The 24,470-nt window shown below is 59.7% G+C and carries 23 protein-coding genes and 4 tRNA genes; 15 read left to right on the plus strand and 12 right to left on the minus strand.

Annotation, left to right across the window (positions count from 1 at the left end; translation table 11 throughout):
* Positions 1 to 28: 28 nt before the first annotated feature.
* The 3 genes from ACYASU_RS03950 to ACYASU_RS03960 form a co-directional block, all read right to left on the minus strand.
* Positions 29 to 793, minus strand: coding sequence for an SDR family oxidoreductase (locus ACYASU_RS03950; protein WP_463582011.1), 765 nt, complete (start codon positions 791 to 793; stop codon positions 29 to 31).
* Positions 794 to 843: 50 nt separating this feature from the next.
* Positions 844 to 1,533, minus strand: a complete 690-nt coding sequence (locus ACYASU_RS03955; RefSeq protein ID WP_463582012.1) for a fumarylacetoacetate hydrolase family protein — start codon at positions 1,531 to 1,533, stop codon at positions 844 to 846.
* Between the two features lie 193 nt (positions 1,534 to 1,726).
* Entirely contained in the window at positions 1,727 to 3,043 is a 1,317-nt protein-coding gene (locus ACYASU_RS03960; RefSeq protein ID WP_463582072.1) for an MFS transporter, read from the minus strand.
* A gap of 348 nt (positions 3,044 to 3,391) precedes the next feature.
* On the opposite strand from ACYASU_RS03960, the gene ACYASU_RS03965 reads away from it, so the two are divergent.
* The 4 genes from ACYASU_RS03965 to ACYASU_RS03980 all read left to right on the plus strand — a co-directional run bounded on the left by ACYASU_RS03965 (position 3,392) and on the right by ACYASU_RS03980 (position 7,129).
* The gene (locus tag ACYASU_RS03965; protein WP_192173372.1) at positions 3,392 to 4,294 is read left to right on the plus strand and encodes a helix-turn-helix transcriptional regulator; all 903 of its coding nucleotides are present in this window, start codon (positions 3,392 to 3,394) and stop codon (positions 4,292 to 4,294) included.
* 116 nt (positions 4,295 to 4,410) lie between these two features.
* Entirely contained in the window at positions 4,411 to 5,040 is a 630-nt protein-coding gene (locus tag ACYASU_RS03970) for a DUF1780 domain-containing protein (protein ID WP_074888345.1), read from the plus strand.
* Positions 5,037 to 5,576, plus strand: coding sequence for an MOSC domain-containing protein (locus tag ACYASU_RS03975; RefSeq protein WP_463582013.1), 540 nt, complete (start codon positions 5,037 to 5,039; stop codon positions 5,574 to 5,576). Before ACYASU_RS03970 ends, ACYASU_RS03975 begins: the two co-directional genes overlap by 4 nt.
* A gap of 254 nt (positions 5,577 to 5,830) precedes the next feature.
* The gene (locus tag ACYASU_RS03980; protein ID WP_282367062.1) at positions 5,831 to 7,129 is read left to right on the plus strand and encodes an NAD(P)/FAD-dependent oxidoreductase; all 1,299 of its coding nucleotides are present in this window, start codon (positions 5,831 to 5,833) and stop codon (positions 7,127 to 7,129) included.
* A 97-nt stretch (positions 7,130 to 7,226) separates the two neighbouring features.
* Here the strand turns inward: ACYASU_RS03980 and ACYASU_RS03985 are convergent, their stop codons facing one another.
* Positions 7,227 to 8,627, minus strand: a complete 1,401-nt coding sequence (locus ACYASU_RS03985) for a diguanylate cyclase domain-containing protein (RefSeq protein WP_463582014.1) — start codon at positions 8,625 to 8,627, stop codon at positions 7,227 to 7,229.
* A gap of 212 nt (positions 8,628 to 8,839) precedes the next feature.
* On the opposite strand from ACYASU_RS03985, the gene pstS reads away from it, so the two are divergent.
* Positions 8,840 to 9,874, plus strand: coding sequence for a phosphate ABC transporter substrate-binding protein PstS (gene pstS, locus ACYASU_RS03990; protein ID WP_463582015.1), 1,035 nt, complete (start codon positions 8,840 to 8,842; stop codon positions 9,872 to 9,874).
* Positions 9,875 to 9,976: 102 nt separating this feature from the next.
* Here the strand turns inward: pstS and ACYASU_RS03995 are convergent.
* From ACYASU_RS03995 to rluD, 7 genes are all read right to left on the minus strand, one after another.
* Positions 9,977 to 10,053: transfer RNA gene (locus tag ACYASU_RS03995), tRNA-Pro, on the minus strand.
* Between the two features lie 94 nt (positions 10,054 to 10,147).
* A tRNA-Lys gene (locus ACYASU_RS04000) sits at positions 10,148 to 10,223 on the minus strand.
* Between the two features lie 6 nt (positions 10,224 to 10,229).
* Positions 10,230 to 10,306, minus strand: a tRNA-Pro gene (locus ACYASU_RS04005).
* A 20-nt stretch (positions 10,307 to 10,326) separates the two neighbouring features.
* Positions 10,327 to 10,402, minus strand: a tRNA-Asn gene (locus ACYASU_RS04010).
* Positions 10,403 to 10,752: 350 nt separating this feature from the next.
* Positions 10,753 to 13,317, minus strand: a complete 2,565-nt coding sequence (gene clpB / locus ACYASU_RS04015; RefSeq protein ID WP_282367068.1) for an ATP-dependent chaperone ClpB — start codon at positions 13,315 to 13,317, stop codon at positions 10,753 to 10,755.
* Positions 13,318 to 13,496: 179 nt separating this feature from the next.
* The gene (gene pgeF, locus ACYASU_RS04020) at positions 13,497 to 14,225 is read right to left on the minus strand and encodes a peptidoglycan editing factor PgeF (RefSeq protein WP_463582016.1); all 729 of its coding nucleotides are present in this window, start codon (positions 14,223 to 14,225) and stop codon (positions 13,497 to 13,499) included.
* An 8-nt stretch (positions 14,226 to 14,233) separates the two neighbouring features.
* Positions 14,234 to 15,196, minus strand: coding sequence for a 23S rRNA pseudouridine(1911/1915/1917) synthase RluD (rluD, locus tag ACYASU_RS04025; RefSeq protein WP_065987655.1), 963 nt, complete (start codon positions 15,194 to 15,196; stop codon positions 14,234 to 14,236).
* A 151-nt stretch (positions 15,197 to 15,347) separates the two neighbouring features.
* Between rluD and ACYASU_RS04030 the strand changes: the two genes are divergently transcribed.
* The 6 genes from ACYASU_RS04030 (at position 15,348) to ACYASU_RS04055 (ending at position 20,738) form a co-directional block, all read left to right on the plus strand.
* Complete coding sequence (locus ACYASU_RS04030) at positions 15,348 to 16,370, plus strand: outer membrane protein assembly factor BamD (RefSeq protein WP_192173378.1); 1,023 nt, start codon at positions 15,348 to 15,350, stop codon at positions 16,368 to 16,370.
* A gap of 152 nt (positions 16,371 to 16,522) precedes the next feature.
* Complete coding sequence (locus ACYASU_RS04035; RefSeq protein ID WP_346626756.1) at positions 16,523 to 16,762, plus strand: PP0621 family protein; 240 nt, start codon at positions 16,523 to 16,525, stop codon at positions 16,760 to 16,762.
* Positions 16,752 to 18,344 carry a sensor histidine kinase gene (locus ACYASU_RS04040; protein ID WP_463582017.1) on the plus strand — a complete coding sequence of 531 codons (1,593 nt, stop codon included), beginning with the start codon at positions 16,752 to 16,754 and terminating at the stop codon, positions 18,342 to 18,344. Before ACYASU_RS04035 ends, ACYASU_RS04040 begins: the two co-directional genes overlap by 11 nt.
* A gap of 2 nt (positions 18,345 to 18,346) precedes the next feature.
* Positions 18,347 to 19,687, plus strand: a complete 1,341-nt coding sequence (locus ACYASU_RS04045) for a sigma-54-dependent transcriptional regulator (RefSeq protein WP_192173380.1) — start codon at positions 18,347 to 18,349, stop codon at positions 19,685 to 19,687.
* 32 nt (positions 19,688 to 19,719) lie between these two features.
* A complete protein-coding gene (locus tag ACYASU_RS04050; RefSeq protein WP_346629263.1) occupies positions 19,720 to 20,289 on the plus strand; it encodes a nucleotidyltransferase domain-containing protein in 570 nt (189 codons plus the stop codon).
* A gap of 14 nt (positions 20,290 to 20,303) precedes the next feature.
* Positions 20,304 to 20,738 (plus strand): hypothetical protein, encoded by a 435-nt coding sequence (locus ACYASU_RS04055; protein WP_463582018.1) that lies wholly within the window; start codon positions 20,304 to 20,306, stop codon positions 20,736 to 20,738.
* On the opposite strand, the gene thiO is transcribed toward ACYASU_RS04055, so the two are convergent.
* Positions 20,708 to 21,811 (minus strand): glycine oxidase ThiO, encoded by a 1,104-nt coding sequence (gene thiO / locus ACYASU_RS04060; RefSeq protein WP_463582019.1) that lies wholly within the window; start codon positions 21,809 to 21,811, stop codon positions 20,708 to 20,710. The genes ACYASU_RS04055 and thiO overlap by 31 nt on opposite strands.
* A gap of 191 nt (positions 21,812 to 22,002) precedes the next feature.
* Between thiO and ACYASU_RS04065 the strand changes: the two genes are divergently transcribed.
* From ACYASU_RS04065 to ACYASU_RS04080, 4 genes are read left to right on the plus strand one after another with little or no spacing between them, the layout of a single operon-like run.
* Positions 22,003 to 22,539 carry a GspH/FimT family pseudopilin gene (locus tag ACYASU_RS04065; protein WP_463582020.1) on the plus strand — a complete coding sequence of 179 codons (537 nt, stop codon included), beginning with the start codon at positions 22,003 to 22,005 and terminating at the stop codon, positions 22,537 to 22,539.
* The gene (gene pilV / locus ACYASU_RS04070) at positions 22,539 to 23,081 is read left to right on the plus strand and encodes a type IV pilus modification protein PilV (RefSeq protein ID WP_463582021.1); all 543 of its coding nucleotides are present in this window, start codon (positions 22,539 to 22,541) and stop codon (positions 23,079 to 23,081) included. Before ACYASU_RS04065 ends, pilV begins: the two co-directional genes overlap by 1 nt.
* Entirely contained in the window at positions 23,078 to 23,878 is an 801-nt protein-coding gene (locus tag ACYASU_RS04075) for a PilW family protein (RefSeq protein ID WP_463582022.1), read from the plus strand. Before pilV ends, ACYASU_RS04075 begins: the two co-directional genes overlap by 4 nt.
* Entirely contained in the window at positions 23,875 to 24,453 is a 579-nt protein-coding gene (locus tag ACYASU_RS04080) for a pilus assembly PilX family protein (protein ID WP_192173387.1), read from the plus strand. The genes ACYASU_RS04075 and ACYASU_RS04080 overlap by 4 nt, the downstream gene beginning before the upstream one ends.
* Positions 24,454 to 24,470 lie beyond the last annotated feature (17 nt).

Here is a 24,470-nt window from a genome sequence, read left to right on the forward strand (position 1 = left end):
TATCTCGCTCATCTCGAATTCGGACGGATCAACCACGGCCCACGAAGGGCATGTTGGTGGCCATGACGGTCATGTTCAGCACGTTGGCCGACAGCGGCAGCGCGGCGATATAACGCACGGCGTCGGCGATGTGCTTGACGTCGATCATCGGCTCGATGGCGGTCGAACCATTGGCCTGACGCACGCCTTTGGTCATGCGCACCGACAGCTCGGTCAGCGCGTTGCCGATGTCGATCTGGCTGCAAGCAATGTTGAATTCGCGACCGTCCAGGGCCAGGCTTTTGGTCAGCCCCAGCACGGCGTGCTTGCTGGCGGTGTACGGCCCGGTGAACGGGCGTGGCACATGGGCGGAGATCGAACCGTTGTTAATGATCCGGCCACCCTGGGGCGACTGTTTGCGCATCAGGCCGAACGCGCCGCGGCTGCACAGGAAAACACCGGTCACGTTGGTGTCGATCACGCTCAGCCACTTCTCGATGGGCAGCTCGTCCATCGGCACGGCGGGGGCGTTGACGCCAGCATTGTTGAACACCAGGTCGAGGCGGCCATACACCTCCTCGATGGTCGCGAACAGATGATCGACACTGGCCGGATCACGCACATCGCACGACACCGCCAACGCTTCACCGCCCTGCTCGCGCGCTTGCGCCACCAATTCTTCGAGGGGTTCCAGACGACGCCCGGTCACCACCACCTTGTAGCCGTCTTCAAGCAGGCCGAACGCGACGGAGCGGCCGATGCCACTGCCCGCGCCGGTGACCAGGGCAATTTTCGAAACGGATTGATCAGTCATTATTGTTCTCCTTGTTGCTCATCAAAATGCTGCGGTTCTGGATGCATCGCTCAGCGGCGCTCGCCCACTCTCACTTCAAATTCGCCGATGCCGTCGATGCCGCCGTTGATCACGTCGCCCGGTTGGAGCGATGCAACGCCGGGCGGCGTGCCGGTCATGATCAGATCGCCGGCGCGCAACGTGACGGAATGGGAAAGCTGGCTGATGACTTCGCTCACCGACCAGATCTGGCCCTCAAGGTCGGAACGCTGACGCTCGACGCCGTTGACGCTCAGCCAGATGGCGCCTTTTCGCCCGTGACCGTCGCGGCCTGCCGGGCGAATGGGCGCGATCGGCGCAGAGCCGTCGAACGCCTTCGCCGGCTCCCATGGATTGCCCACCGCCTTGGCCGCCATTTGCAGATCGCGGCGGGTCAAATCAAGGCCTGCGGCGTATCCCCACACGTGATCCAGCGCGTCTTCGGCGTCGATCTCATAGCCGCCCTTGCCGATGGCGACGACCAGTTCGATCTCGTGGCAAAACTGTTGGGTCTGGGTCGGAAACGCGATCTCGCCCACCGCGTCCACAACCGATGTCGCCGGCTTCATGAAGAATGCCGGGGCTTCGCGCTCGGCACTGACTACATCGCCCCACGGGTAATTACGGCCCAGGCAAAACACCCGGCCAATGGGGAATCGCGCGTCACTGCCATGCACCGGCAGACTGCTGACTCGGGGCGGTTCGAATACAAAGTTGTTCATGGAATTCCTTATCACCGAAAGACGCTCAACCCAGCCAGATGCATTTCAGACTACGGGATCAAACGGCGGGAAAGTTGGACAAAACCGTGTTTGCGCTGGACTAAAAAACTCAATATCGACGGCATTAAAAAAGGCGTATTTACATACGCCTCTGCCCAGTACGGCATAAGTTCACACACACATTCTTGAGCGGTTACCGGGCCTTGAGCTCAATGCGATAAATGCGGCCGAGCAACAGTGAATAAGACAGCGTGCCGATACACGCCACCCCGCCGATGAACCAGAACGCCCAGGCGAAGTTGCCGGTGACGTGCAGGATTTGCCCGATGACAATCGGCGTGACGATGCCGCCGATATTGGCCGCTAGGCTGGTGATGCCCCCGGTCAGACCGATCAGTTCCTTGGGTGCGATTTCCGACACGGCCGCCCAGGAGGATGACGCGATGCCCTGTGCGAAAAAGGCGATTGTGAGCAGCGCAATACAGACTTCATTGGAGTCGGTGAAGTTGACCAGCATGATCGACATGCCCAGCGCCGAACCCACCACCAGTGGCAGCTTGCGAGAGAAGGACAGCGAGTACCCGCGACGGATCATCCAGTCGGCGATGAACCCGGCCAGCAGTACGCCGACCGTGGCGCCAATGAACGGCAGCACTGCGAAGATGCCGACCTTGACCATGGTCAAATGCCGCTCTTCAATCAGATAGGTCGGGAACCACGTCAGGAAAAAGTACAGCGCCGAGGTGCTGGCGAACTTGCCCAGGCAGATGGCCCAGACTTGGCGATATTTCAGCAGCTCGGCGATTTGCGCCCACTTGAATTTGTTTCGCTCCTGACTGCTTTTGACCAGGCCGCCGCCGTCTTCGATGTAGGCCAGTTCTTCCTTGCTGACCTTCTTGCAGTTCATCGGATCGCGGTACAAGTACAGCCAGGCAATCCCGAAAACGATGCCAATAATGCCAGTGCTGTAAAAGACGTGGCGCCAGTCATAGGTCGTCGCGAGCCACAGCAGTAAACCGGTGAACAGCGCCGTGCCCAGATACTGCCCGCACACATAGATGCTGCTGGCCATGCCCCGCTCCCGCGCCGGGAACCAGACCGTGACCGCGCGGCTGTTGGCCGGGAACGCCGGGGCTTCCATCGCGCCGATCGCCAGGCGCAAACCGAACAATGAAGCGAAACCGCCAACCATGCCTTGGCACACCGTGACGGCCGACCACGAGATCAGTGAGACACCGTAGGTGAAGCGCGAACCGAACCGGTCGGCGATGAAGCCGGCGGGCACCAAAGCGAAGGCGTAGGTCCAGGCGAAAGCGGAGAAGATCAGGCCCATTTCGACCTTGTCCAGACCGAGGTCTTTGGCCATGAAAGGCGCAGCGATGGAGATGTTGACGCGGTCGACGTAGTTGATGATCGTGGCGATCAGCAACAGCGACAGCATGAACCAGCGACGGTGGGTCATAGGTCGGGCGGGAGCGGCAGTGACTGGTGCGGCCACGACAGCATCCATCGCCTGAATATCAGGGTTGCTCGACATGAGAAGTCCTCATTGTTTTTATTGGTATCGAGTGATGACGTGCACCCCCAAGTTATCGTACGACTGGTTTTAAACAAGACGATGCTTAGAACGTTTTTGGATTTCAACAGGTGCCCGTAATGAATTGTCCAAAAAACAGCGCGCGTGCTAAAACAGCAATTAGCAACCAAAAGGGGGCGAAAATGCCTGCGCTAGAGCGGTCTGTATAAGGAGACCAGTCAGACCATTCTTGGACAAATCGACTCGCCACCACGCTGATGAAATTTTTGGATTTGGTCATACGACGACCGACAATAAGAAATACACGACGAGGAGCACTCGATGGATTCCGTCAATCGCGTACCCACCTACGGCATGCAGCAGCGCAGTGAGCGGCCGGACTTTTACATCCGCGGCAAAACCGAGGGCAAACCGGAGACCGCGCCCCATCGGCACGAATATTTTCAGATTCAAATCAACCTCGGCGGCGACACCGTGCAGCACATTGGCGGCGTGGTCCGGCCCTTCCCGCGCAACACGCTGGCGTTCATCCTCCCGCACAAATTGCATCTGATCCCGCATCCGCCGGAAGGCAATTTTCTGCTGATCAACTTTGCCCAGACCTTCCTGCTGCCCCAGTTGCAATGCGACCCGCTGGACCTCGAAGACGTGGCCATCGCCCTCGCCCCGGAGCTTTCGCCGTTCCGTTTTCAGGAGCATCTGGATTTCACGCTGGACGCCGACGACTTCGCCGAGATCGAGCATTTGCTGGGCCGGATGCGCGAGCTGGATGCGAACCGGCAGTTCGGCACGCGGGAGGTGCTCAAAGGGTGCCTGCTGCAACTGATCGGCACGGTCTGCCAGCTGTACGCCGAGCCGATCAAGCGGCTGGCCGATGACAACGCCGCCGAGCGCAGCCGCCGCGATGCATTGGCGCGGATGTCGGAGTACGTGCGCAAGAACCTCGACGACCCGGACCTGAGCCTGAAAAAAGCCGCTTCAGCCGCGTTTCTGTCGCCCAACTACCTGACCCACTGGCTGCGCAAGGAAGTCGGCAAGACCTTCAGCGAACTGGTGCTGGAACGGCGCATGCACCTCGCACGCACGCTGCTGCTCAACGGCAGCAAACCGGTGGGGGAAGTGGCGCGGTTGTGTGGGTTTGCCGACGAGGCCTACTTCTCGCGGCGTTTCCGCCACGCCCACGGCATGCCGCCGGGGCAGTTCAGGAAGCAGCGGGATTTGTAGCCTGTCAGACCCCGCTCATGGGCCGGGCAGCTCCTTAAATGGATCAGCGCCTCCCCGGCCAACTTTATCTCGGCCCCAGTGTTTCTTCTCCCCTCCAGAGCGTTAAGCTTGGCGCCATGGATGACTCCGATTATCTGCGTCTTTTGACGAGCCAGGCCGAGCAAGCCAATGCGTTTCTGTCCAATGCGCGCAAGTGGGAGCGCGAACGTTGGGTGTGCGAACGGTTGCTGCAGGGCCTGAACATTCCCCATCGCACCGACGACTTCCTGCCTGCCGGGCAAGAGCCGCCGGACGTACTGTTTCGCGATGCGTGTTTTGAAGTGTTCTTCGTTCTGGACGAAGGTCGTCGGTTGAACGATGAATGGCGCGAAGAACTGCAACGCCGACGCAGCGCGTTTTCCCTCAGCCAACTGGTGCGCCGGGAAGCCAAACCCAAACGCATCCCCGCTGCCGAATTGCTGCGGCGCCTGGCGCCAACCCTGCGCAAAAAAGCTCACAACTACAAAGAACGCGGGCTGGATCTGGGCGAACTCGACATCATCGCCTTCGCCAGCCTCAAGCGCGAGGTGCTCGACCTGAACAGCCACTTTCCGCCGCCTACCGAGTATCTGCGTCAGGGCTGGCGATCACTCTCGCTGGTCGGGCCGACCTTCGCCCGGGTATTGTTCGCCCATCCGGATGCCCCGGATTTCCTGCGGACCAATTTGGGCCGCAGCGTGGTTTTTGATGTGGGAATCAGTTTATGAGTCCGTTGCAGGAATTGATCGCCGATGTACCCCAGCGTGGACGCGTGCGCTGGATCGGCGTGCGCCCGGAATCCCGTGGCGAGATGGTTGAGCTGGACGCCGTGGAAGCCCGTCGCGAAGCAGGCCTGACGGGTGATCACGCACGCCCTGGCCCGCGCAACGCCCGACAGGTGACGCTAATCCAGTGGGAGCATTTCGCCGTGGTCAGCTCGCTGATGGGCCGGGCCGAGGACAACCCGGTGTTGCCCCAGGATCTGCGACGCAACATCGTGATCAGCGGCATCAACCTGTTCAGCCTGAAAAACCGACGTTTCCGCATCGGTCAGGCGATCTTCGAAACCACTGGCTGGTGCCAACCCTGCGCGCGCCTTGACCAACGTCTCGGCCACGGCATCTTCCAGGCCGTTCGCGGCCATGGCGGAATCACCGCGCGGGTGATACAAAGCGGCATCGTGCGTCTGGATGATGTTTTGTGTATCGAGCCAATCGAACCGAGCGTCCAGGACTTTAACGCAGCCAACAGCGCCGTTTCCTGATCCGGGTCAATAGTGATAAAGAGCCTCAAATGATCAGCCGCCTGAAACCTGCCGACACCGCGCGTGTCGAAGCGTACGTTCGAGCCCCCCGCCCAAGTCGAGCGCCGGCCTTTTTGGCGTTGGCGGCTCCTTGTGGTGGTGCTTGGACCGGGCCCTTTTTGAGCAATTTACAGAGCAATCTGACGCTATGAGCTGCCTTGCGCTCGCGCGGATTGCGCTGACACAGAATTCCTTAAGCCTTATGAGATATCCCCATGACCCATCGTATTGTGATTGTCGGCGGAGGCGCTGGCGGTCTGGAGCTGGCTACCCGTCTGGGTAAAACCCTGGGAAAGAAAGGCACCGCCAGCGTCACGCTGGTCGACGCCAACCTGACCCACATCTGGAAACCGCTGCTGCACGAGGTGGCCGCCGGTTCGCTCAACTCCTATGAGGACGAGCTGAACTACGTGGCGCAAGCCAAGTGGAACCACTTTCAGTTCCAGATGGGTCGCATGACCGGTCTGGATCGGGAAAACAAGCAGATCCACCTGGCCGAAACCCTCGACGAAAACGGCAATGAGCTTGTCCCGGCGCGCAGCCTGGATTACGACTCACTGGTGATTTCGGTGGGCAGCACGACCAATGATTTCGGCACCAAAGGCGCAGCGGAACACTGCCTGTTCCTTGACACGCGCAAGCAGGCCGAGCGCTTCCACCAGCAATTGCTCAATCGCTATCTGCGCGCCCACGCGAGCCAGACGGATGTGGCCGAGGAGATCAACGTCGCCATCGTCGGTGCCGGGGCCACGGGTGTCGAGCTGGCTGCAGAGCTGCACAACGCGGCGCACGAACTGGCAGCCTACGGACTCGGCCAGATCAAGCCGGAAAATCTGCGCATCACGGTGATCGAGGCCGGCCCGCGCGTCTTGCCGGCATTGCCGGAACGCATTGGCGGACCGGTGCACAAGACGCTGGAAAAACTGGGCGTCACGGTGCTGACCAATTCGGCGGTCAGCGAGGTGACGGCTGACAGCCTGGTGACTGCGACCGGTCAGGTGATTCCTGCAACGCTGAAAGTCTGGGCGGCGGGCATCCGCGCGCCGGCATTTCTGGAAGGCATCGCCGGCCTTGAGACCAATCGCATCAACCAGCTGCAAGTGCGTCCGACGCTGCAGACCACCCGCGACGACAATATCTTCGCCTTCGGTGATTGCGCGGCCTGCCCGCAAAAAGGCACCGACCGCAACGTCCCGCCCCGTGCGCAAGCGGCGCATCAACAAGCGTCGTTGCTGGTGAAATCGCTGAAGCTGCGCATCGAGGGCGGCACGCTGCCCGAGTATCGCTACAAGGACTATGGCTCGCTGATTTCGCTGTCGAAGTTTTCGGCGGTCGGCAATCTGATGGGCAACCTGACCGGCAGTGTGATGCTCGAAGGCTGGCTGGCGCGCATGTTCTACGTTTCGCTGTACCGCATGCATCAGATGGCGCTGTACGGCATGTTCCGCACGCTGATGCTCATGCTGGGCAGCCGAATCGGTCGCGGCACCGAGCCACGGATGAAGCTGCACTAAGGCTTAGCCCTGCAGGTCCGTCGCGTAAATGCGGCGGGCCTCATTCCCCCCATTCCACACGCCCGTCTTACCGGGCGCGCGCGAGAGTGCGCGCCCGTTACGGCATCACCCGCCCTTTGCCCAGATGCTTGGCCTTGTACATCCAGCGGTCGGCCTCGCGCATGAGTTCATCCGGTGCCTTACCGGAGCCGGGTTCGTACATCGAAAAGCCGATGCTGGCGTTGCTGCAAATGACATCGCCTTTGATCGTGAGGGGCTGTGCAACCGCGACGAGGAGTTTCTGAGCCACTTCGCGCGCTTCTTCCACGCCCGGCGTGATGCCTTCGAGAATCACGATGAATTCGTCACCGGCCAGCCGCACGAGGCTGTCGGTCCTGCGGATGCAGCTCTGCAAACGTGTGGCGATAGCGCGCAGCAGATCATCACCGGCATCGTGCCCGTAACTGTCGTTGATGACTTTGAATCCATCCAGGTCAATGAACATCAGCGCCATTTGCAATCTGGAGCGATCCGCCCGCGCCTGAGCGATCGGCAACAGCGAGTCCAGGGCGCGGCGATTGTGCAGACCGGTCAGGGAGTCATGTCGGGCCTCCTGCTCTAGCTCCTTGCGCGCCTGAATGTTCTGGATGATCGAAATGAAATATTCCAGCTCTCCTGCTTCGGACAGCTTCTTCGTGACGCTCAGATTGACCCAAACCGCTCTGCCGTCTTTGCGCAGGTAACGCTTCTCCATCTGGTAGCTGTTGATTTCACCGACGCTCAGCTGATGCAGCATCTCAAGATCACTGCCCAGATCGTCGGGGTGGGTGATGTCCTGAAACGTCAGGTGCTTGAGCTCATCGGGCGCGTAGCCAAGGACATCGCACAGCGCGGCGTTGACGCTGATCCAGCCACCGTCCGGCGCGACCAGCGCAATGCCTACCGACGCCAGCTCGAACATCGAGCGATAGCCCGCCTCACTGGCCTGAAACAAGGCCTCGGAGCGATTCTTCTGAATCCGCGTCAGCATCAGGTTTTCCCGCAGCTGCATTTCCCGGCTGACGATCTCGGCCAGGTCGTGGAGGATGGACAGCTCGTCTGGGGTGAGGATTCTGGGTTGCGCGTCAATGGCGCAAAGCGTGCCCACGGCAAAGCCCTGGCTGGTGCGTATGGGTACGCCAGCATAAAAACGGATATGGGGATCGCCTGTGACCAGTTGGTTGTCGCAGAAACGCGCGTCTTCGACGGCATCGGGCACCACAAGCTCGGTGGCCTCAAGGATGGCGTGCGTACAGAACGCGAGCTCCCGCGGCAACTCTGTCGCTTCAAGCCCTACTCGGGACTTGAACCACTGACGGTCCTGATCTACCAGCGATATCAGAGCGATCGGCACGTTCAGCACTTGCGCCACCAGACGCGTGATCCGGTCTAGGGCGACCTCGGGGGGAGTGTCGAGAACTTCGAGAAGATGCAGCGCTTCAAGTCGCTGTTGCTCGAATGGAGGAGTTGGCGACTTCATATAACGGCCGATCCTGAAAAGACTGCCTGAAGTCTATACCGGGCCTCATGAATCCGCACCCGGAGCGACGTGTAAATAATGGGCTTGGCCGCCGCGATTGATCAACCTGCCGATGAAGAAAATCTGTCACGTCTTGTCATAAAAACGTGCTGTTTGCTGTGATCCCATCAACGCATCTCACCCCGATGTCGCTTGATTACAGGAAGTCATCCATGTTGCAGCTCTCACGACTGATGCTGGCCGCAGGCCTCGGCATCGCGCTCAATCTATCCATGGCCGCCACGGCAGGCGCAGCGTCCGAGGTCACCGGCGCCGGCTCCACGTTCATTTATCCGGTGCTGTACAAATGGGCGACCGACTACAACCAGAAGACTCAGATCAAGGTCAATTATCAGTACATCGGCTCTGGCGCGGGCATTGCCCTGATAAAGGAAGGCGCCGTGGATTTCGGCGCGACTGACCGCCCGATGAACTCGGCAGACCTCCAAACTTTCGGCCTGCAGCAGTTCCCTTCTGTGATCGGCGGCATTGTTCCTGTCATCAACGTCGCCTCGGTCAAACCGGGGACCCTGAAATTCACAGGCCCGGTGCTGGCCGACATCTACCTGGGCAAAATCAGCAAATGGAATGACCCGGCCCTCGCCGCCCTGAACCCGGGCGTGAAATTGCCTGACGCGAAAATCAGCGTGGTGTATCGCTCGGATGATTCCGGCACCACGTTCAACTGGGTCAGTTACCTGGCGAAGGTCAGCCCGCAATGGAAGAACCAGCTTGGCGCGGGCGCGTCGGTGAAGTGGCCGGTGGGCATGGGCAGCAAAGGCAGCGAAGGCGTGGCGACGTACGTGAAGCAGGTGCCAAACTCGATCGGCTACGTCGAGTACGCCTACGTCAAACAGCAGAAGTTGAATTATGGGCTGCTGCAGAACGCTGCCGGCACGTTCGTGACGCCGAGCACCGAAAGCTTTCAGGCGGCAGCGGCCACAGCAGACTGGAAAAACGCGAAGGATTTCGACCTGTCGAAGCTCGACGCGCCGGGGGAAAACGCTTATCCGATTACCGCCGCGACGTTCATCGTGATGTACAAGCAGCCCAAGGACGTTGATCGTCAGAAGACCGTTCAGGATTTTTTTCGCTGGACGCTGGAGAGCGGGCAGGAACACGCACGCTCGCTGGACTTCGCACCGATCCCCGATGACCTGAAAAATCAGATCGAAGCTTACTGGGCTAACCCGCCCAAGGCTCAGTAAATGCCAGAAACGAAAAAAGCGTCCCTAGGGACGCTTTTTTGTAGCTTCAGCGCTAGTGGCGCTTCAGCGGTATTTTCTACCCGGATACAGCTGGGGCGAAAATGGTCGGGGTAAGGGGATTCGAACTCCTGACATCCTGCTCCCAAAGCAGGCGCGCTACCGGACTGCGCTATACCCCGGTGAAACATTGAAAACACCCTATGGTATTTCCAGAGCGGGTGACGCGAATGGCGTCACTCCCTAAGATCCAACCCGATGAAACCAGGTCAAAAATGGTGGGTCGTGTGGGATTCGAACCTACGACCAATTGGTTAAAAGCCAACTGCTCTACCAACTGAGCTAACGACCCAAATAATGGTCGGGGTAAGGGGATTCGAACTCCTGACATCCTGCTCCCAAAGCAGGCGCGCTACCGGACTGCGCTATACCCCGACGGTACTACCTCTTGAAATTGGCTCCGTGACCAGGACTCGAACCTGGGACCCAATGATTAACAGTCATTTGCTCTACCGACTGAGCTATCACGGAACGATCTTTTCAAATCTATCAATTTCAGATGCAGCGTTTGACGCGCTTCAACACAACAAATTCAGTAAATCTTCACCAGACGAATCTGGCATTTACCTCACTGAACCTACCGCATTGTCAGCCTCTTCGACCTGTTTGCATCGCTGCGTTCACGTCTCTGAGGCGCGCTATTCTACATTTCCAGAAACACCTGTCAACCCTCTAAATTGCTTTCAAGACAATGATTTGCGATTTATTTGTGGATCGTCCTCAAGCCCCCGAAAATCCTGCGGTTCAGTGAATAAATCACGGCGCATAAAAAAGGGCTCCCACCAGGAGAGCCCTTCTGCGCCTCTATATAGAGGCGGAGATCAGCCGAAGACGATCTCGTCGTCCTGCACCGTGCCTCTGATGCTGGTGCCGGGCATGAAGCCACCCGACAGGATCAACTGAGCCAGCGGGTTTTCGATCCAGCGCTGGATCGCTCGTTTGAGCGGACGCGCGCCGTACACAGGGTCGTAGCCGACGGCGATCAGCTTGTCCATCGCCTCGGTGGACAGTTCCAGGCGCAGATCGCGCTCCGCCAGACGCTGACGCAGACGGCCCAACTGGATCTCGGTGATGCCGGCGATCTGGTCGCGAGCCAGCGGTTCGAAGATCACCACTTCGTCGACCCGGTTGATGAACTCCGGACGGAAGTGCGTGGTGAGCGCATCCATGACCGCTGCGCGCTGCCCTTCCCGATCGCCCACCAGCTCCTGGATGCGAGCCGAGCCCAGGTTGGAGGTCATGACGATCACGGTGTTACGGAAATCCACCGTACGCCCGTGACTGTCGGTCAAACGCCCGTCTTCGAGCACTTGCAGCAGGACGTTGAAGACGTCCGGGTGCGCTTTCTCGACTTCGTCCAGCAGGATGACCGAGTAAGGCTTGCGGCGTACCGCTTCGGTCAGATAGCCACCCTCTTCGTAACCGACATAGCCAGGGGGCGCGCCGATCAGACGAGCCACGGAATGCTTCTCCATGAACTCGGACATATCGATCCGCACCATCGCCTCTTCGGTGTCGAACAGGAACTCCGCCAGCGCCTTGCACAGTTCGGTCTTACCCACGCCGGTTGGGCCGAGGAACATAAACGAGCCGCTCGGGCGGTTAGGGTCCGACAGCCCGGCACGCGACCGGCGCACAGCGTTGGCCACCGCGACGACCGCTTCGTTCTGCCCGATCACGCGCTGGTGCAGCAGCTCTTCCATTTTCAGCAGCTTGTCACGCTCGCCTTCGAGCATCTTCGACACCGGAATGCCCGTCCACTTGGACACGACTTCGGCAATCTCTTCCTCGGTCACCTTGCTGCGCAGCAGCTGGTTCTCCGGCTTGCCGTGCTGGTCGACCATCTGCAGACTGCGCTCCAGATCGGGAATCACGCCGTACTGCAATTCAGCCATGCGGTTGAGGTCACCCTTACGCCGCGCCGCTTCCAGTTCCTGGCGAGACTGCTCGATCTTTTGCTGAATCTGCGCAGAACCGGTGACTTCCGCTTTTTCGGAGGTCCAGATTTCTTCGAGGTCGGCGTACTCCCGCTCAAGGCGCTGAATCTCTTCCTGGAGTTTTTCCAGGCGCTTGATCGCGGCCTCGTCGTCTTCCTTCTTCAGCGCCTGCGCTTCTACCTTCAACTGGATCAGGCGACGCTCAAGCCGGTCGAGCACTTCCGGCTTGGAGTCGATCTCCATGCGAATGCGGCTGGCCGCTTCGTCGATCAGGTCGATGGCTTTGTCCGGCAGCTGCCGATCGGTGATGTAGCGATGGCTGAGTTTGGCCGCCGCAATGATCGCGCCGTCGGTGATCGCCACCTTGTGGTGAACCTCATAGCGCTCTTTCAAGCCGCGCAGGATGGCGATGGTGTCTTCTTCACTCGGTTCATCCACCAGCACTTTCTGGAAGCGACGTTCGAGAGCGGCGTCCTTCTCTATATATTGGCGGTACTCATTGAGCGTCGTGGCGCCCACGCAATGCAGCTCGCCACGGGCCAGCGCCGGCTTGAGCATGTTGCCGGCGTCCATCGATCCTTCGGCCTTGCCGGCACCGACCATGGTGTGCAGTTCGTCGATGAACAGAATGATCTGCCCTTCCTGCTTCGACAGTTCATTGAGCAGGCCTTTCAGGCGCTCTTCAAACTCGCCACGGAACTTGGCGCCCGCGATCAGCGCGCCCATGTCCAGGGACAGCAGACGCTTGCCACGCAAGCCGTCCGGCACTTCGCCGTTGATGATGCGCTGGGCAAGGCCTTCGGCGATGGCGGTTTTACCCACGCCAGGCTCACCGATCAATACCGGGTTGTTCTTGGTCCGGCGTTGCAGCACCTGGATGGTCCGACGGATCTCATCGTCTCGGCCAATCACCGGGTCAAGCTTGCCTTCCTCGGCGCGCTTGGTCAGGTCGACGGTGTACTTGTCCAGCGCCTGACGGGATTCTTCCGCGTTCGGGTCGTTGACAGCATCGCCGCCACGCAGGTTGCTGATGGCGTTTTCCAGGGCTTTCTTGCTGACACCCTGGCCGAGTAGCAGCTTGCCGAGTTTGCTGTTCTCGTCCATCGCGGCGAGCAACACCAGCTCGCTGGAGATGAACTGATCGCCTTTTTGCTGAGCCAGACGATCGGCCTGATTCAACAGGCGCGCCAGATCCTGCGACATGTTCACGTCGCCAGTCGGGTTCTGGATCTTCGGCAGTTGATCGAGCTCTTTGGTCAGCGCGGTGCGCAGGCTATTGATGTCGAAGCCCACTTGCAGCAACAAAGGCTTGATCGAACCGCCCTGCTGTTCAAGCAGCGCTTGCATCAAGTGCGCAGGCTCGATGGCCGGATGGTCCAGGCCCACCGCCAGTGATTGAGAATCTGAAAGAGCGAGTTGTAATTTGCTGGTTAAACGGTCAATACGCATGGGTCACCTTCCTAAATGGGCAGGCCGGAGTAATGAACACACCTAATAAAGAAAACCTGCCAGATGGTTCTTTACATGCGGCCGATTAGGCAGGATTCAAGCGCTGACGGGTTGACATGGATCAACATTAGCTTGAAGGAAGAAATTCAGAAGGAATTAGTGCGGGAGCGCGGCGGAGGCTACCGGGCTTCGAGCCAGACAAGCGAAGCGAACCGTCCGGTGCGTGCACCACGGCGATAGGAGAAGAATCGCTCATCGTTGTAGGTTGAGAGGCCGCCGCCATACACCGCTGTCACGCCGTGGGCGGCCAGACGCAGGCGAGCCAACTGGTAGATATCGGCCATGAACTTGCCTGCGTTGGCGCTCGGCACGAACGCATCGGCCGTCTCGGGGTGCGTCGCCATGAAGGCCTCGCGCACCTCGGGACCCACTTCGAATGCCTGCGGCCCGATGGCAGGGCCAAGCCAGACCAGGATGTCGGAGGGCGCATCGGCAAAACTGTCCACCGTCGCCTCAAGCACGCCCGCCGCAAGACCGCGCCAGCCCGCATGGGCGGCTGCAACCTGAGTGCCCGCTTTATTGCAGAACAGTGCCGGCAAGCAATCGGCCATCATGATGGTGCAGGCCACGCCCGGGGTTTTGCTCCAACTGGCATCAGCCTCAAGCACTTCTGCCGGCGCGGCCTCGACCACGTTGACGCCATGAACCTGCTTCAACCATGCAGGCTGGATATTCAGGCGCGAGGTGAGTGCGGAACGGTTGTGCGCAACGGCCGCTGGATCGTCGTTAACGTGATCACCCAGATTGAAGCTGTCGAACGGCGGCGCACTGACTCCGCCCGATCGCGTCGTGACGCACGCATTGACACCCGCCGGCGCAGGCCAGTCGGGAATCAGCCAGTCCGTCACGCTCTCAGTCATCCGATGAACGCTTCGCGGTCTTGCTTGAGCAGCGTCAGCAACCACACAAAGTCGTCTGGCAGCGGCGATTCCCAGCTCATGCGCTTACCGGTCGTCGGATGATCCAGTTCAAGGAAACGCGCATGCAGCGCCTGACGCGGGAAATGTTTCAGCGATTCGACCATGGTGACACTGGCCGCAGGCGGGATCCGGAAACGACCGCCGTAGGCAGGGTCGCCGACCAGCGGGAAGTTGATGTGGGCCATGTGCACACGGATCTGGTGGGTACGCCCGGTTTCCAGCTTGACCCGCACGTGGGTGTGCGAACGGAAACGCTCCAGAACCCGGTAATGACTGACGGCAGGCTTGCCGCCTTCCATGACCGCCATGCGCTGACGCTGCTGACCATGACGACCGATCGGTGCGTTGATCTTGCCGCCCGAGGTCACCACGCCGATGACGATGCACTCATAAATGCGGCTGACGCTGCGATTCTGAAGTTGGGTGACCAACTGCGTCTGCGCCTGAATGGTCTTGGCGACCACCATCAGGCCGGTGGTGTCCTTGTCCAGGCGGTGCACGATGCCGGCACGCGGGACATTGATGATGTCCGGCACATGGTGCAGCAAGGCATTGAGCAGGGTGCCGTCGGCGTGACCCGCTGCCGGATGCACAACCAGACCGGACGGCTTGTTGATCACCAGGATCTGGTCGTCTTCGTAGACGATGTCGAGCTCGATGTCCTGCGCGATCCACTCGCCCTGGGCTTCCTGCTCGGCTTTGAGGAGTAGAACGGCGCCGCCATGCACGATGTCACGCGGGCGCAACGCGCCTCCGTCCACAGTCAGGCGACCGTCTTTGATCCAGGCGGAAAGGCGCGAGCGCGAGTGCTCTGCGAATAGTTGGGCGGCGACTTGGTCGAGGCGTTGACCGCCCAATTCGGACGGCACCTCTGCGCGGAGTTCTATGATCTCAGACATGCTCAAACTAGGAGGTGGCACTGGCCTTTGGTTTCGGCTGTGCGCTTGTGGTTAAATACGGCGTCTTTTGTCCCGGGGGTTCCACGGGGCGCCCATCATAACAGGACGGTCCTGCGCAAGACAGCAGGCCGTTATAGGGACGCAAGCCGCCATGCAAGTGAAACACCTGCTGCTGATAGCCATCCTCGGACTTACTGTTGCCTGTTCTTCGAAGAAAGAAGTCATCGACGAAAACCTCAGTGAAGTCGAGCTGTACCAGCAGGCGCAGGCCGATCTGGACAACAACAGCTATAACAGCGCCACCGAGAAGCTCAAGGCGCTGGAGTCGCGTTATCCGTTCGGTCGCTACGCTGACCAGGCGCAACTCGAGCTGATCTACGCCAACTACAAGAATGGCGAGCCCGAAGCTGCCAAGTCGGCGGCCGAGCGTTTCATTCGTCTGCACCCGCAACACCCGAACGTTGACTACGCCTATTACCTCAAGGGCCTGACCTCGTTCGACCAGGACGTCGGCATCATCGCCCGCTTCCTGCCGCTGGATCAGACCAAGCGTGACCCGGGCGCCGCTCGCGATTCGTACAACGAGTTCGCTCAGCTGACCAGCCGTTACCCGAACAGCCGCTACGCCCCAGACGCCAAGCAGCGCATGATTTACCTGCGCAACCTGCTGGCGGCCTACGAGATCCACGTTGCCGACTACTACCTGACCCGTCAGGCCTACGTCGCAGCCGCCAACCGCGGTCGTTACGTGGTTGAGAACTTCCAGGAAACCCCATCGGTCGGTGACGGCCTGGCGGTCATGGTCGAGGCCTATCAGCGCCTGCACCTGGACGACCTGGCTGACACCAGCCTGCAAGTCCTGAAAACCAACTACCCTGATCACCCGCAACTGGTCGACGGCAAGTTCGAAGCGCGCACGGCAGAAGCCGACAACCGCTCGTGGCTGTCCAAGGCGACGTTGGGCCTGATCGAAAGCCGTCCGCCGTTGCCGCCAGGACAAACCCGCGCCAACCAGGACGTGATCAAGCAGTACCAGGACGCCAAGGAAGCCATCCCTGCCGACCTGTTGCCTGAGAACCAGTCGGCTGACGAAGAGAAGAAAAACAATGACGACGACGGCACGCCGAAAAGCCGCTCGATCTTCAGCTACATGACCTTTGGCCTGTTCGACTGATTCAGTCCCTGCCAAGCGTCAGCTGAAAAAGGCCCTTCGGGGCCTTTTTTCATGCCTGACCGTTTTCCGACAGCATCCGGCGATGGAGATGACTGTGCGCCCGACACCCGCTTGGCTACACTGCGCGCTCTTCACTTCATAAGCTGACAGACATGATTCGCTTGATTATGTGGATCGCCCTGATCGTGGCGGCCATCTGGTTTTTCAAACGCCTGACCAAAGGCCCTGCCCCACGCCCGAAACCCGCAACGCCGGAAGTCGACGCTGCCCCCATGGTGCGTTGCGCGCAATGTGGCGTGCATGTCCCTCGCGATCGCGCGCTGAGCCAGAATCAGCAATGGTATTGCACCGAAGCGCACCGTTTGCAGGGTCCCGCTGCACGTGACCGCTGACAGCCTTTCGCTGACCACGCCTCAGGCACAACGCATCCTGCGGCTGTATCACCTCTATCGTCTCAGCATCGGCGTGCTGCTTGTGCTGCTGATCTCCAGCAGCCTGGATGCCGAACTGCTGGAGCTGGCCGATATCGAGCTGTTCCGGATCGGCTGTTGGCTGTATCTGGTGTTCAACATCCTCGTCGTGGTGCTGCTCGAACGCCCAAGCCGCCAGGGGCAACTGTTCTCCCTGGCCATGGCTGACACGCTGATGCTGGCGGCGCTGTTCTATGCCGGGGGCGGCGCGCCGAGCGGCATTGGCAACCTGATCATTGCGTCGGTGGCGATCAGCAATGTGCTGCTGCGCAAGCGAACCGGGCTGCTGATTGCCGCGCTGTCAGCCATCGGCATCATTTATCTGACCTTCTACATCAGCTATCACAAGCCCTCTGCCGCCAATCATTTCGTGCAGGCCGGCTCGCTGGGTGCCCTGTGCTTTGCGGCGGCCCTGCTGGTCCAGGCCCTCTCACGCCGGCTGCAGCTCAGCGAAGACATCGCCGAACGTCGCGCCGCTGACGTCGACAACCTTGAAGAGCTCAACGCATTGATCCTGCAGCGCATGCGGACCGGCATTTTGGTGCTCGACGAAGATCACAAGGTGCTGCTCGCCAACCAGAGCGCGCTGAATCTGCTTGGCCACGAACGCTTGCTGGGCGAGATCGTCGACGCCTATTCGCCGCAGTTGGTCGAGCGCCTGGGTCAGTGGATGGCCAACCCGTCCATGGCACCGCGCAGCATCACCACCTCGGCCATTGGCCCGGTGCTGCGTCCGGGGTTCATCGCCCTGGCGCGCGGCAGTCATCGCCACACGCTGGTATTTCTCGATGACCTGTCGCAGATTTCCCAACAAGCCCAGCAGCTCAAACTGGCCGCGCTGGGCAGACTGACCGCCGGTATCGCCCACGAGATTCGCAACCCGCTGGGCGCCATCAGTCATGCCGCCCAACTGCTGCTGGAATCCGAGGAACTGACCGTTCCGGACCGGCGTCTCAGTCAAATCATTCACGATCAATCGCGGCGGATGAATCTGGTGATCGAGAACGTTCTGCAGTTGTCTCGCCGACGTCAGACCGAACCCCATCTGCTCGACCTCAAGCAGTGGCTCGAGGCGTTCGTCCGCAACCTTCGCGATGAGCTGACGGCGGGGCAAAGCGTGCATCTGGACATCGGCGCAGGCGTGCTCAGTACGCAGATGGACGCGGAACAGTTGCAGCAAGTGATGAGCAATCTGGTGCAAAACGGTTTGCGCTACAGCGGCCAGCTGCACGAACACGCGCAAGTTTGGCTAAGGTTGTTTCAAGCACCGTTCAGCGAACTGCCGACGCTGGAAGTTCTCGACGACGGGCCGGGCGTTGCCGAGGAGCATCTCGCGAAAATCTTCGAGCCCTTCTTCACCACCGAAAGCAAAGGAACCGGCCTGGGCCTGTACCTGTCGCGCGAACTGTGCGAAAGCAATCAGGCGAGCCTCAATTACACACCACGGGAAGGTGGCGGAAGCTGCATGCGAATTACCTTCGCCCATCCGTTCAAGCTGAGCTGAACATGAGCCCACGGCAAAAAATTCTGATCGTCGACGATGAGCCGGACATTCGTGAGTTGCTGGAAATCACGCTCGGACGAATGAAGCTAGACACCCGCAGCGCGCGAAACGTCAAGGAAGCCCAAGAGTGGCTGGCCCGCGAAGCGTTCGACCTGTGCCTGACCGACATGCGCCTGCCCGATGGGAATGGCCTGGAGCTGGTGCAGCACATTCAAAAGCGCCACAACCAGGTGCCGGTGGCGATGATCACCGCCCACGGCAGCCTCGACACAGCGATCCATGCCCTGAAAGCCGGCGCGTTCGATTTTCTGACCAAGCCCGTCGACCTGACGAGATTGCGTGAGCTAGTGACGAGCGCTCTGCGCCTGCGTATTGCGCCTGCTGAAGACAACCGCATCGATAACCGCCTGCTCGGCAGCTCGCCACCGATGCAGGCGCTGCGCAAGCAAATCGCCAAACTGGCCCGCAGCCAGGCGCCGATTTACATCAGCGGCGAATCGGGCAGCGGCAAAGAACTGGTAGCCCGGTTGATTCATGAGCAAGGCCCGCGCGCCGAGCAGCCGTTCGTGCCGGTCAACTGTGGCGCAATCCCGTCAGAGCTTATGGAAAGCGAATTCTTCGGGCACCGCAAAGGCAGCTTCACCGGCGCCCACGAAGACAAACCCGGGCTGTTTCAGGTCGCCAATGGTGGGACGCTGTTTCTCGATGAAGTCGCTGACCTGCCGCTGGCGATGCAAGTGAAACTGCTCCGCGCGATCCAGGAAAAATCCGTTCGCGCCATCGGCGGCCAGCAGGAGCAAGTGGTTGACGTTCGCGTGCTGTGTGCCACCCACAAGGACCTCAATCAGGAAGTGGCGGCCGGGCGTTTCCGTCAGGATTTGTACTACCGGCTGAACGTCATCGAGCTCCGCGTACCGCCCTTGCGCGAGCGCCGCGAAGACATCGAAGAGATCGCCAACAGCGTGCTGCGTCGCCTGACTGAATCCGCCGGCGAGCCTGCCACCCTCCTCCCGCCCCATGCGCTGGCGGCGCTCAAGGGCTATCGTTTTCCTGGCAATGTGCGCGAGCTGGAAAACATGCTCGAACGGGCGTACACGCTGTGCGAAGACGATCAGATCAACACCGCAGACCTGCGCCTGGCCGAGCCGTCACGCCCCACCGAGCAAGACGGCCCGAGCCTGGCCGACATCGATAATCTGGAAGACTATCTGGAAAGCATCGAACGCAAGCTCATCCTGCAAGCGCTGGAAGAAACCCGCTGGAATCGCACGGCGGCCGCGCAGCGTTTGAATTTGACCTTCAGGTCGATGCGCTATCGGTTGAAGAAGTTGGGGTTGGAGTGATGGATTCGACGACGTACGCTTGATAAGTCCCTATGAACATCGGCGATGCGCTCTTCACCACGACTCAGCAACGAGTGCTGGGCCTGCTCTTCGGCACTCCGGAGCGGAGTTTCTATACCAACGAAATCAGTCGCTGGGCCCAGGTCGGCAAAGGCAGCACAACTCGTGAGCTGGAGAAATTGCACTCAGCAGGTTTGCTGACCGCAACCCGCCAAGGCAACCAAATCCATTATCAGGCGAATTCTGAAAGTCCGGTGTACCCCGAACTGGTTGGCCTTGTGCGCAAAACATTCGGCATCGCCGATCACCTCCGAGTGGAGTTGTTGCCTTTCGCAGACCAGATTCAGCGAGCGTTTATTTACGGCTCGGTTGCGAAAGGGACCGCAAACACATCCAGCGACATAGATCTGATGCTGATCGGTGAAGGCGTCAGCTACAGCGAAGTGATGGAGCGTATGATCCCGCTCGAAGAGATGCTGGGCAGACCCATCAACCCGACGCTCTACACGCCGTCGGACTGGAAAGCGAAGCTCGCCACCGGCAACAGCTTTGTGACCCGAGTGGCAGAGCAGGAAAAGATCGACATCATCGGAAGCGATTAGGGAGAACCTATGGAATGGGCAACGAGCCTTTGGCGAACTTGGTACGTACCGGCGGATTGAAAGCCGAGCCTGCTGACAAGAACGAATGTATCGGACTGGTCCGCTCGGCGCTTGATAGGCTGTTGGACGCTCATAATTCCGCGCTTTCATACGCCAGCCGTTTTGATCTGGCCTATAACGCTGCACACGCACTGGCGCTGGCGGCAATGCGCCTGAAAGGATACCGGTCAGACCGCCGCTATCTCGTGTTTCAGTGCCTTCCACACACGCTGAATCTGGATAAAGTGCGGGTAAGGCTCTTTGCGCTTTGCCACGAGCGCAGAAACCTCGCTGAATACGAAGGCTACATGGATATCGATGACGCGCTACTCACGAGTACCGAAGCACTTCGAGGCCTACTGGCGTCGGAGATGGCCGCTCATGGTTTCAGCCTCCCCTCTGGCGCATAAGGCGCCTCATCTATAATCGGCATTTCCCCGACCAGCAAATCCGTCAGTAATTGACACGAAGCCGGCGCCAGCACCAGGCCGTTGCGGTAGTGGCCGCAGTTGAGCCACAAGCCTTGATGATTCGGCACAGGGCCGATGAAAGGAATGCCGTCAGGCGATCCCGGCCGCAGCCCTGCCCAGTGCCCGACCACGTGCGCATCCGCCAGAGCCGGGATCAGTTCGATCGCCGAAGCTTTCAAGCTTTCCAGAGCATTTTCAGTGGGTGCCTTATCAAAACCTTCGTGTTCGAGCGTGCTGCCGATGAGGATATGTCCGTCACGCCGGGGGATGGCGTAACGGCCTTTGGCGAGGATCATGCTCGGCAGAAAGTCGGCGGCGCACTTGTAGAGGATCATCTGCCCTTTAACCGGTTCGACGGGCAGCGCCAGCCCCAGCTTGCCGAGCAGATCGCCGCTCCATGCGCCCGCCGCCAGCACCACGCTGTCCCCGAGCACATCGCCCTCTTCCGTCGTGACGCCCAGCACGCGATCACCTTCGCGCACAAAGTCGATGACCTGGCAGTGCTCGCGAATTGCCACATTTGGCAGCGCCAGCAGTGCGGCTTTGAGCGATTTGACCAGACGCGGGTTGCGCACGTTGGCGACGTCGGCCATGTGCACTGCACGTGCATAGCCGCCACCCATGACGGGCACGGCATCGTATACCGCGGAAATATCCACCGACGTCAGCGGACGATTCATAAGCGCCGCCCACTCGAGCGCTTCGGCTTCGTCGTCCAGGTCCAGCCAATACAGGCCGGTTTTGTGCACTTGCGGGTCTATGCCAGTCATTGCCAGCAAGCGCTCGGCGAGCTGCGGATAAAAATCCTGCGACCAGTGCGAGAGTGCCGTTACCGCCGGGCTATAGCGCCATGGGTAGAGCGGCGACACGATGCCGCCGCCGGCCCATGAGGATTCCTGGCCGACTTCGGAACGGTCGATCAGCGTTACGCTTCGGACTTTGGAGGCGAGGTTGAAGGCGGTCAGGAGGCCGATGACGCCGCCGCCGATGATAATGATGTGTTGCCTGGACATGCTGAACCCAACCACCCACGGATAATATGCGCCGCAGTCCGCCCGTCAGATAGCAATCAACCTGACGCGAAAGCGGCCGAAGAAATACTGTATGCCACCGGTCCGCCGAAAATTCCCGGACATCTACTACTTAGCGACTTCGGAGCTGGGTAGTATCACCATATTTCAACGCAAAAGATGGAATTTCCTTGATGGATCTCAGCTCTGGTCTAACGCGCCCGAATCCGCGTCGCAGCTGGCAATGTCCTGACAAGGGCATGAGCGGCGGGTTTACGTTGATCGAGTTGATCGTGACCGTGGTAATCGTCGGTATTTTCGCGGCCATTGCGGTGCCGAGTTTCGTTGGCTTGATTCACCGAAGTAACGTGAGGGCCGGGGCCGATGAGCTGTATGACCTGCTGCAATACGCTCGGGGCGAAGCGGTGACCCGAAGCATGGTTGTGACCATTGCTGCCCCCGGAAGCAGTAGCGCCAACTGGGCTGGGGATCTCTCGGTTAAAACGACTCAGCAAACACTGAGACAGATTGGCGCCTCTGGGCTGCAGGCCGGTATCACTATTGCTACCGCAGTGGGCAGCATTGCTTTCTCGCCGACGGGCACGTCATCTGCGACTACCTGCTTCCAGGTTTCATACGCCAACGACGCCTCCGTTACGCCGCAATTTATCTCCGTGCAGTCCAGCGGGCGGGTCACACCTCCCGCCTCGACGCGCCCTGGGGGCTGCTGATGAACGGTAGCTTTCTGCGCGGTCGATCAGCGGGTTTCAGCATGATCGAAGTCCTGGTCAGCCTGCTCATCACTGTGGTGGGCGTGCTTGGGATGGTTGCCCTGCAAAGCAAGGCCATTCCCTACACTCAGGATTCTGTCCAGCGCAATACTGCGATCATGCTGGTGGACGATCTCGTCGAAATCATTCGCAGCGCACCCGCGGATTGCACCACCGCCAACTCATGCCTGAAGGCGCCGGGCTCTCCGTTTCCGGATCCCGCTTCGGACTGCACCCCCTCACCGTCAGCGCTGTCTGAACAAATCGGTTGCTGGGCATTACGTGCCGGCACCCTGTTGCCAAGCGCCGACACCAATAGCTTCTACATCTGCAAGACCCCCACGCCAGGCGACGTATCGGCCTGTACGACCTCAAGCACAACGAACGCTGATCTGGAGATTCAGGTTGCCTGGACGGTCAAGAACGCCGCGGACTGCATGACCGGCGCCAGTCTCACTACGCCAGGCACCTGCACCTACCGCTTGAGGACACGCATCAAATGACAGTGAACGCCTTACCTAACCGGCAGGAAGGCCTGTCACTGATCGAGCTGATGGTCGCGATGGTCATCGGGCTATTTCTGATCCTCGGCGTGACTCAGATTTTCATCAGCAACCAACGGACCTATCTATTCCAGCAGGCACAGATGGGCAATCAGGAAAACGGCCGATTTACCTTGGCCATCCTGAGCCAGGAACTGCTGAAGGCAGGGTACCGCAGCAGCCTCGGCGCAGTGATTCCCGCTGACAATTCCATGAATGGCTGCAATTTCCCCCAGGGTACCTCCGTCGTAGCACTATCCGAATCGTCCTTGTGCATTCAATATCAGGCCACCAGCAAACTCGACGTCACTTGTCAGGGAACCGCTTTGGCGGCTGGGGACAGAGACAGCATCACCACGCCCTATTCGGCGAAGCCGGTGCTGGCCACAGTACGCCCGAAAATTGTCGAGAAAATAGTCTTCGATTCCGGCAGCAAGGCCATTACATGCACCAGCGGCGCCACCACTCAGCAACTGGTGAGCGGCGTTCAGGATCTGCGTTTTGAATATGGATCGGACCCCTCGGACCCGAAAGCTGTCAGCAAATTCAGCACCTCCGCGCCGACCGGGACCATTGCGGCGGTGCGCTACAGCGCGTTGATGCAGAGCTCGGGCACACCAATGATCCGCGACTCTACCACCGATATTTCACCCGCTTTGAAAGATTGGAACGGGCGCTATGGCACCAGTTACAACGATACGAAAGGTATTTATCAAATTGTGCAGGGGACCGTCATGATCCGGAATCAGATGCCATGAAGCCCCCGATCAATACGCTTGCGCGCTGGCAACACCGCAACCAGACCGGCGCCACGCTTCTGGTGGCGTTGATGATGCTGTTGATCATCACGTTGCTTGCACTTTCCAGCATGCGGGGGGTGTCGCTCGAATCCCGGATCACCGGTAACCTCAGGCTCCAGAAGACCCTGACCAACGCCGCCGAAGCGGGGCTGCGAATCGGTGAACTGAGCATCAACCAGTGGCAATGCACTGCGATCGCCGGCAATACGAACAAGCCCTGCATGCGTATCCCGACGACCCTGACAAATGGCGACTATTTGCCGGCATTCAACGCCGCCAACATTGCCAATATCAACCTGGTTACTACTTATCAATACAATCCGGTCACCGGCAATAACGTCGAGATCGAATGGTATGTAACCGATCTGAAGTTCCTGGACGGTCAGACGCAGAATAACTGCGCGCTTCTGGCCAGAGACTGCGGCCGTCACTATTACGAAATCACCGCCTGCGCTTCCAACGTCAGATGCTCCAGCGACACAACCACGCAACGCGTCATCCTTCGCACGGTTTTTGCCGTTTCCGACTCTTAAGTGCCTGCCAGACAGTA

The organism is Pseudomonas sp. HP_12 (assembly GCF_055283955.1).

Excerpts from the sequence above, each read along its gene's own strand:
- pstS (WP_463582015.1), top strand. The coding sequence starts at position 8,840 with ATGTTGCAGCTCTCACGACTGATGCTGGCCGCAGGCCTCGGCATCGCG.
- ACYASU_RS04075 (WP_463582022.1), top strand. The coding sequence starts at position 23,078 with ATGACAGTGAACGCCTTACCTAACCGGCAGGAAGGCCTGTCACTGATC.
- ACYASU_RS03985 (WP_463582014.1), bottom strand. The coding sequence starts at position 8,627 with ATGAAGTCGCCAACTCCTCCATTCGAGCAACAGCGACTTGAAGCGCTG.
- rluD (WP_065987655.1), bottom strand. The coding sequence starts at position 15,196 with ATGTCTGAGATCATAGAACTCCGCGCAGAGGTGCCGTCCGAATTGGGC.
- ACYASU_RS04055 (WP_463582018.1), top strand. The coding sequence starts at position 20,304 with ATGGGCAACGAGCCTTTGGCGAACTTGGTACGTACCGGCGGATTGAAA.
- thiO (WP_463582019.1), bottom strand. The coding sequence starts at position 21,811 with ATGTCCAGGCAACACATCATTATCATCGGCGGCGGCGTCATCGGCCTC.
- ACYASU_RS03955 (WP_463582012.1), bottom strand. The coding sequence starts at position 1,533 with ATGAACAACTTTGTATTCGAACCGCCCCGAGTCAGCAGTCTGCCGGTG.
- ACYASU_RS04035 (WP_346626756.1), top strand. The coding sequence starts at position 16,523 with ATGATTCGCTTGATTATGTGGATCGCCCTGATCGTGGCGGCCATCTGG.
- ACYASU_RS04080 (WP_192173387.1), top strand. The coding sequence starts at position 23,875 with ATGAAGCCCCCGATCAATACGCTTGCGCGCTGGCAACACCGCAACCAG.
- ACYASU_RS04030 (WP_192173378.1), top strand. The coding sequence starts at position 15,348 with ATGCAAGTGAAACACCTGCTGCTGATAGCCATCCTCGGACTTACTGTT.
- ACYASU_RS04050 (WP_346629263.1), top strand. The coding sequence starts at position 19,720 with ATGAACATCGGCGATGCGCTCTTCACCACGACTCAGCAACGAGTGCTG.
- ACYASU_RS03950 (WP_463582011.1), bottom strand. The coding sequence starts at position 793 with ATGACTGATCAATCCGTTTCGAAAATTGCCCTGGTCACCGGCGCGGGC.
- pilV (WP_463582021.1), top strand. The coding sequence starts at position 22,539 with ATGAACGGTAGCTTTCTGCGCGGTCGATCAGCGGGTTTCAGCATGATC.
- clpB (WP_282367068.1), bottom strand. The coding sequence starts at position 13,317 with ATGCGTATTGACCGTTTAACCAGCAAATTACAACTCGCTCTTTCAGAT.
- ACYASU_RS03965 (WP_192173372.1), top strand. The coding sequence starts at position 3,392 with ATGGATTCCGTCAATCGCGTACCCACCTACGGCATGCAGCAGCGCAGT.
- ACYASU_RS03975 (WP_463582013.1), top strand. The coding sequence starts at position 5,037 with ATGAGTCCGTTGCAGGAATTGATCGCCGATGTACCCCAGCGTGGACGC.
- ACYASU_RS03970 (WP_074888345.1), top strand. The coding sequence starts at position 4,411 with ATGGATGACTCCGATTATCTGCGTCTTTTGACGAGCCAGGCCGAGCAA.
- ACYASU_RS04065 (WP_463582020.1), top strand. The coding sequence starts at position 22,003 with ATGGATCTCAGCTCTGGTCTAACGCGCCCGAATCCGCGTCGCAGCTGG.
- ACYASU_RS03980 (WP_282367062.1), top strand. The coding sequence starts at position 5,831 with ATGACCCATCGTATTGTGATTGTCGGCGGAGGCGCTGGCGGTCTGGAG.
- ACYASU_RS04045 (WP_192173380.1), top strand. The coding sequence starts at position 18,347 with ATGAGCCCACGGCAAAAAATTCTGATCGTCGACGATGAGCCGGACATT.
- ACYASU_RS03960 (WP_463582072.1), bottom strand. The coding sequence starts at position 3,043 with ATGGATGCTGTCGTGGCCGCACCAGTCACTGCCGCTCCCGCCCGACCT.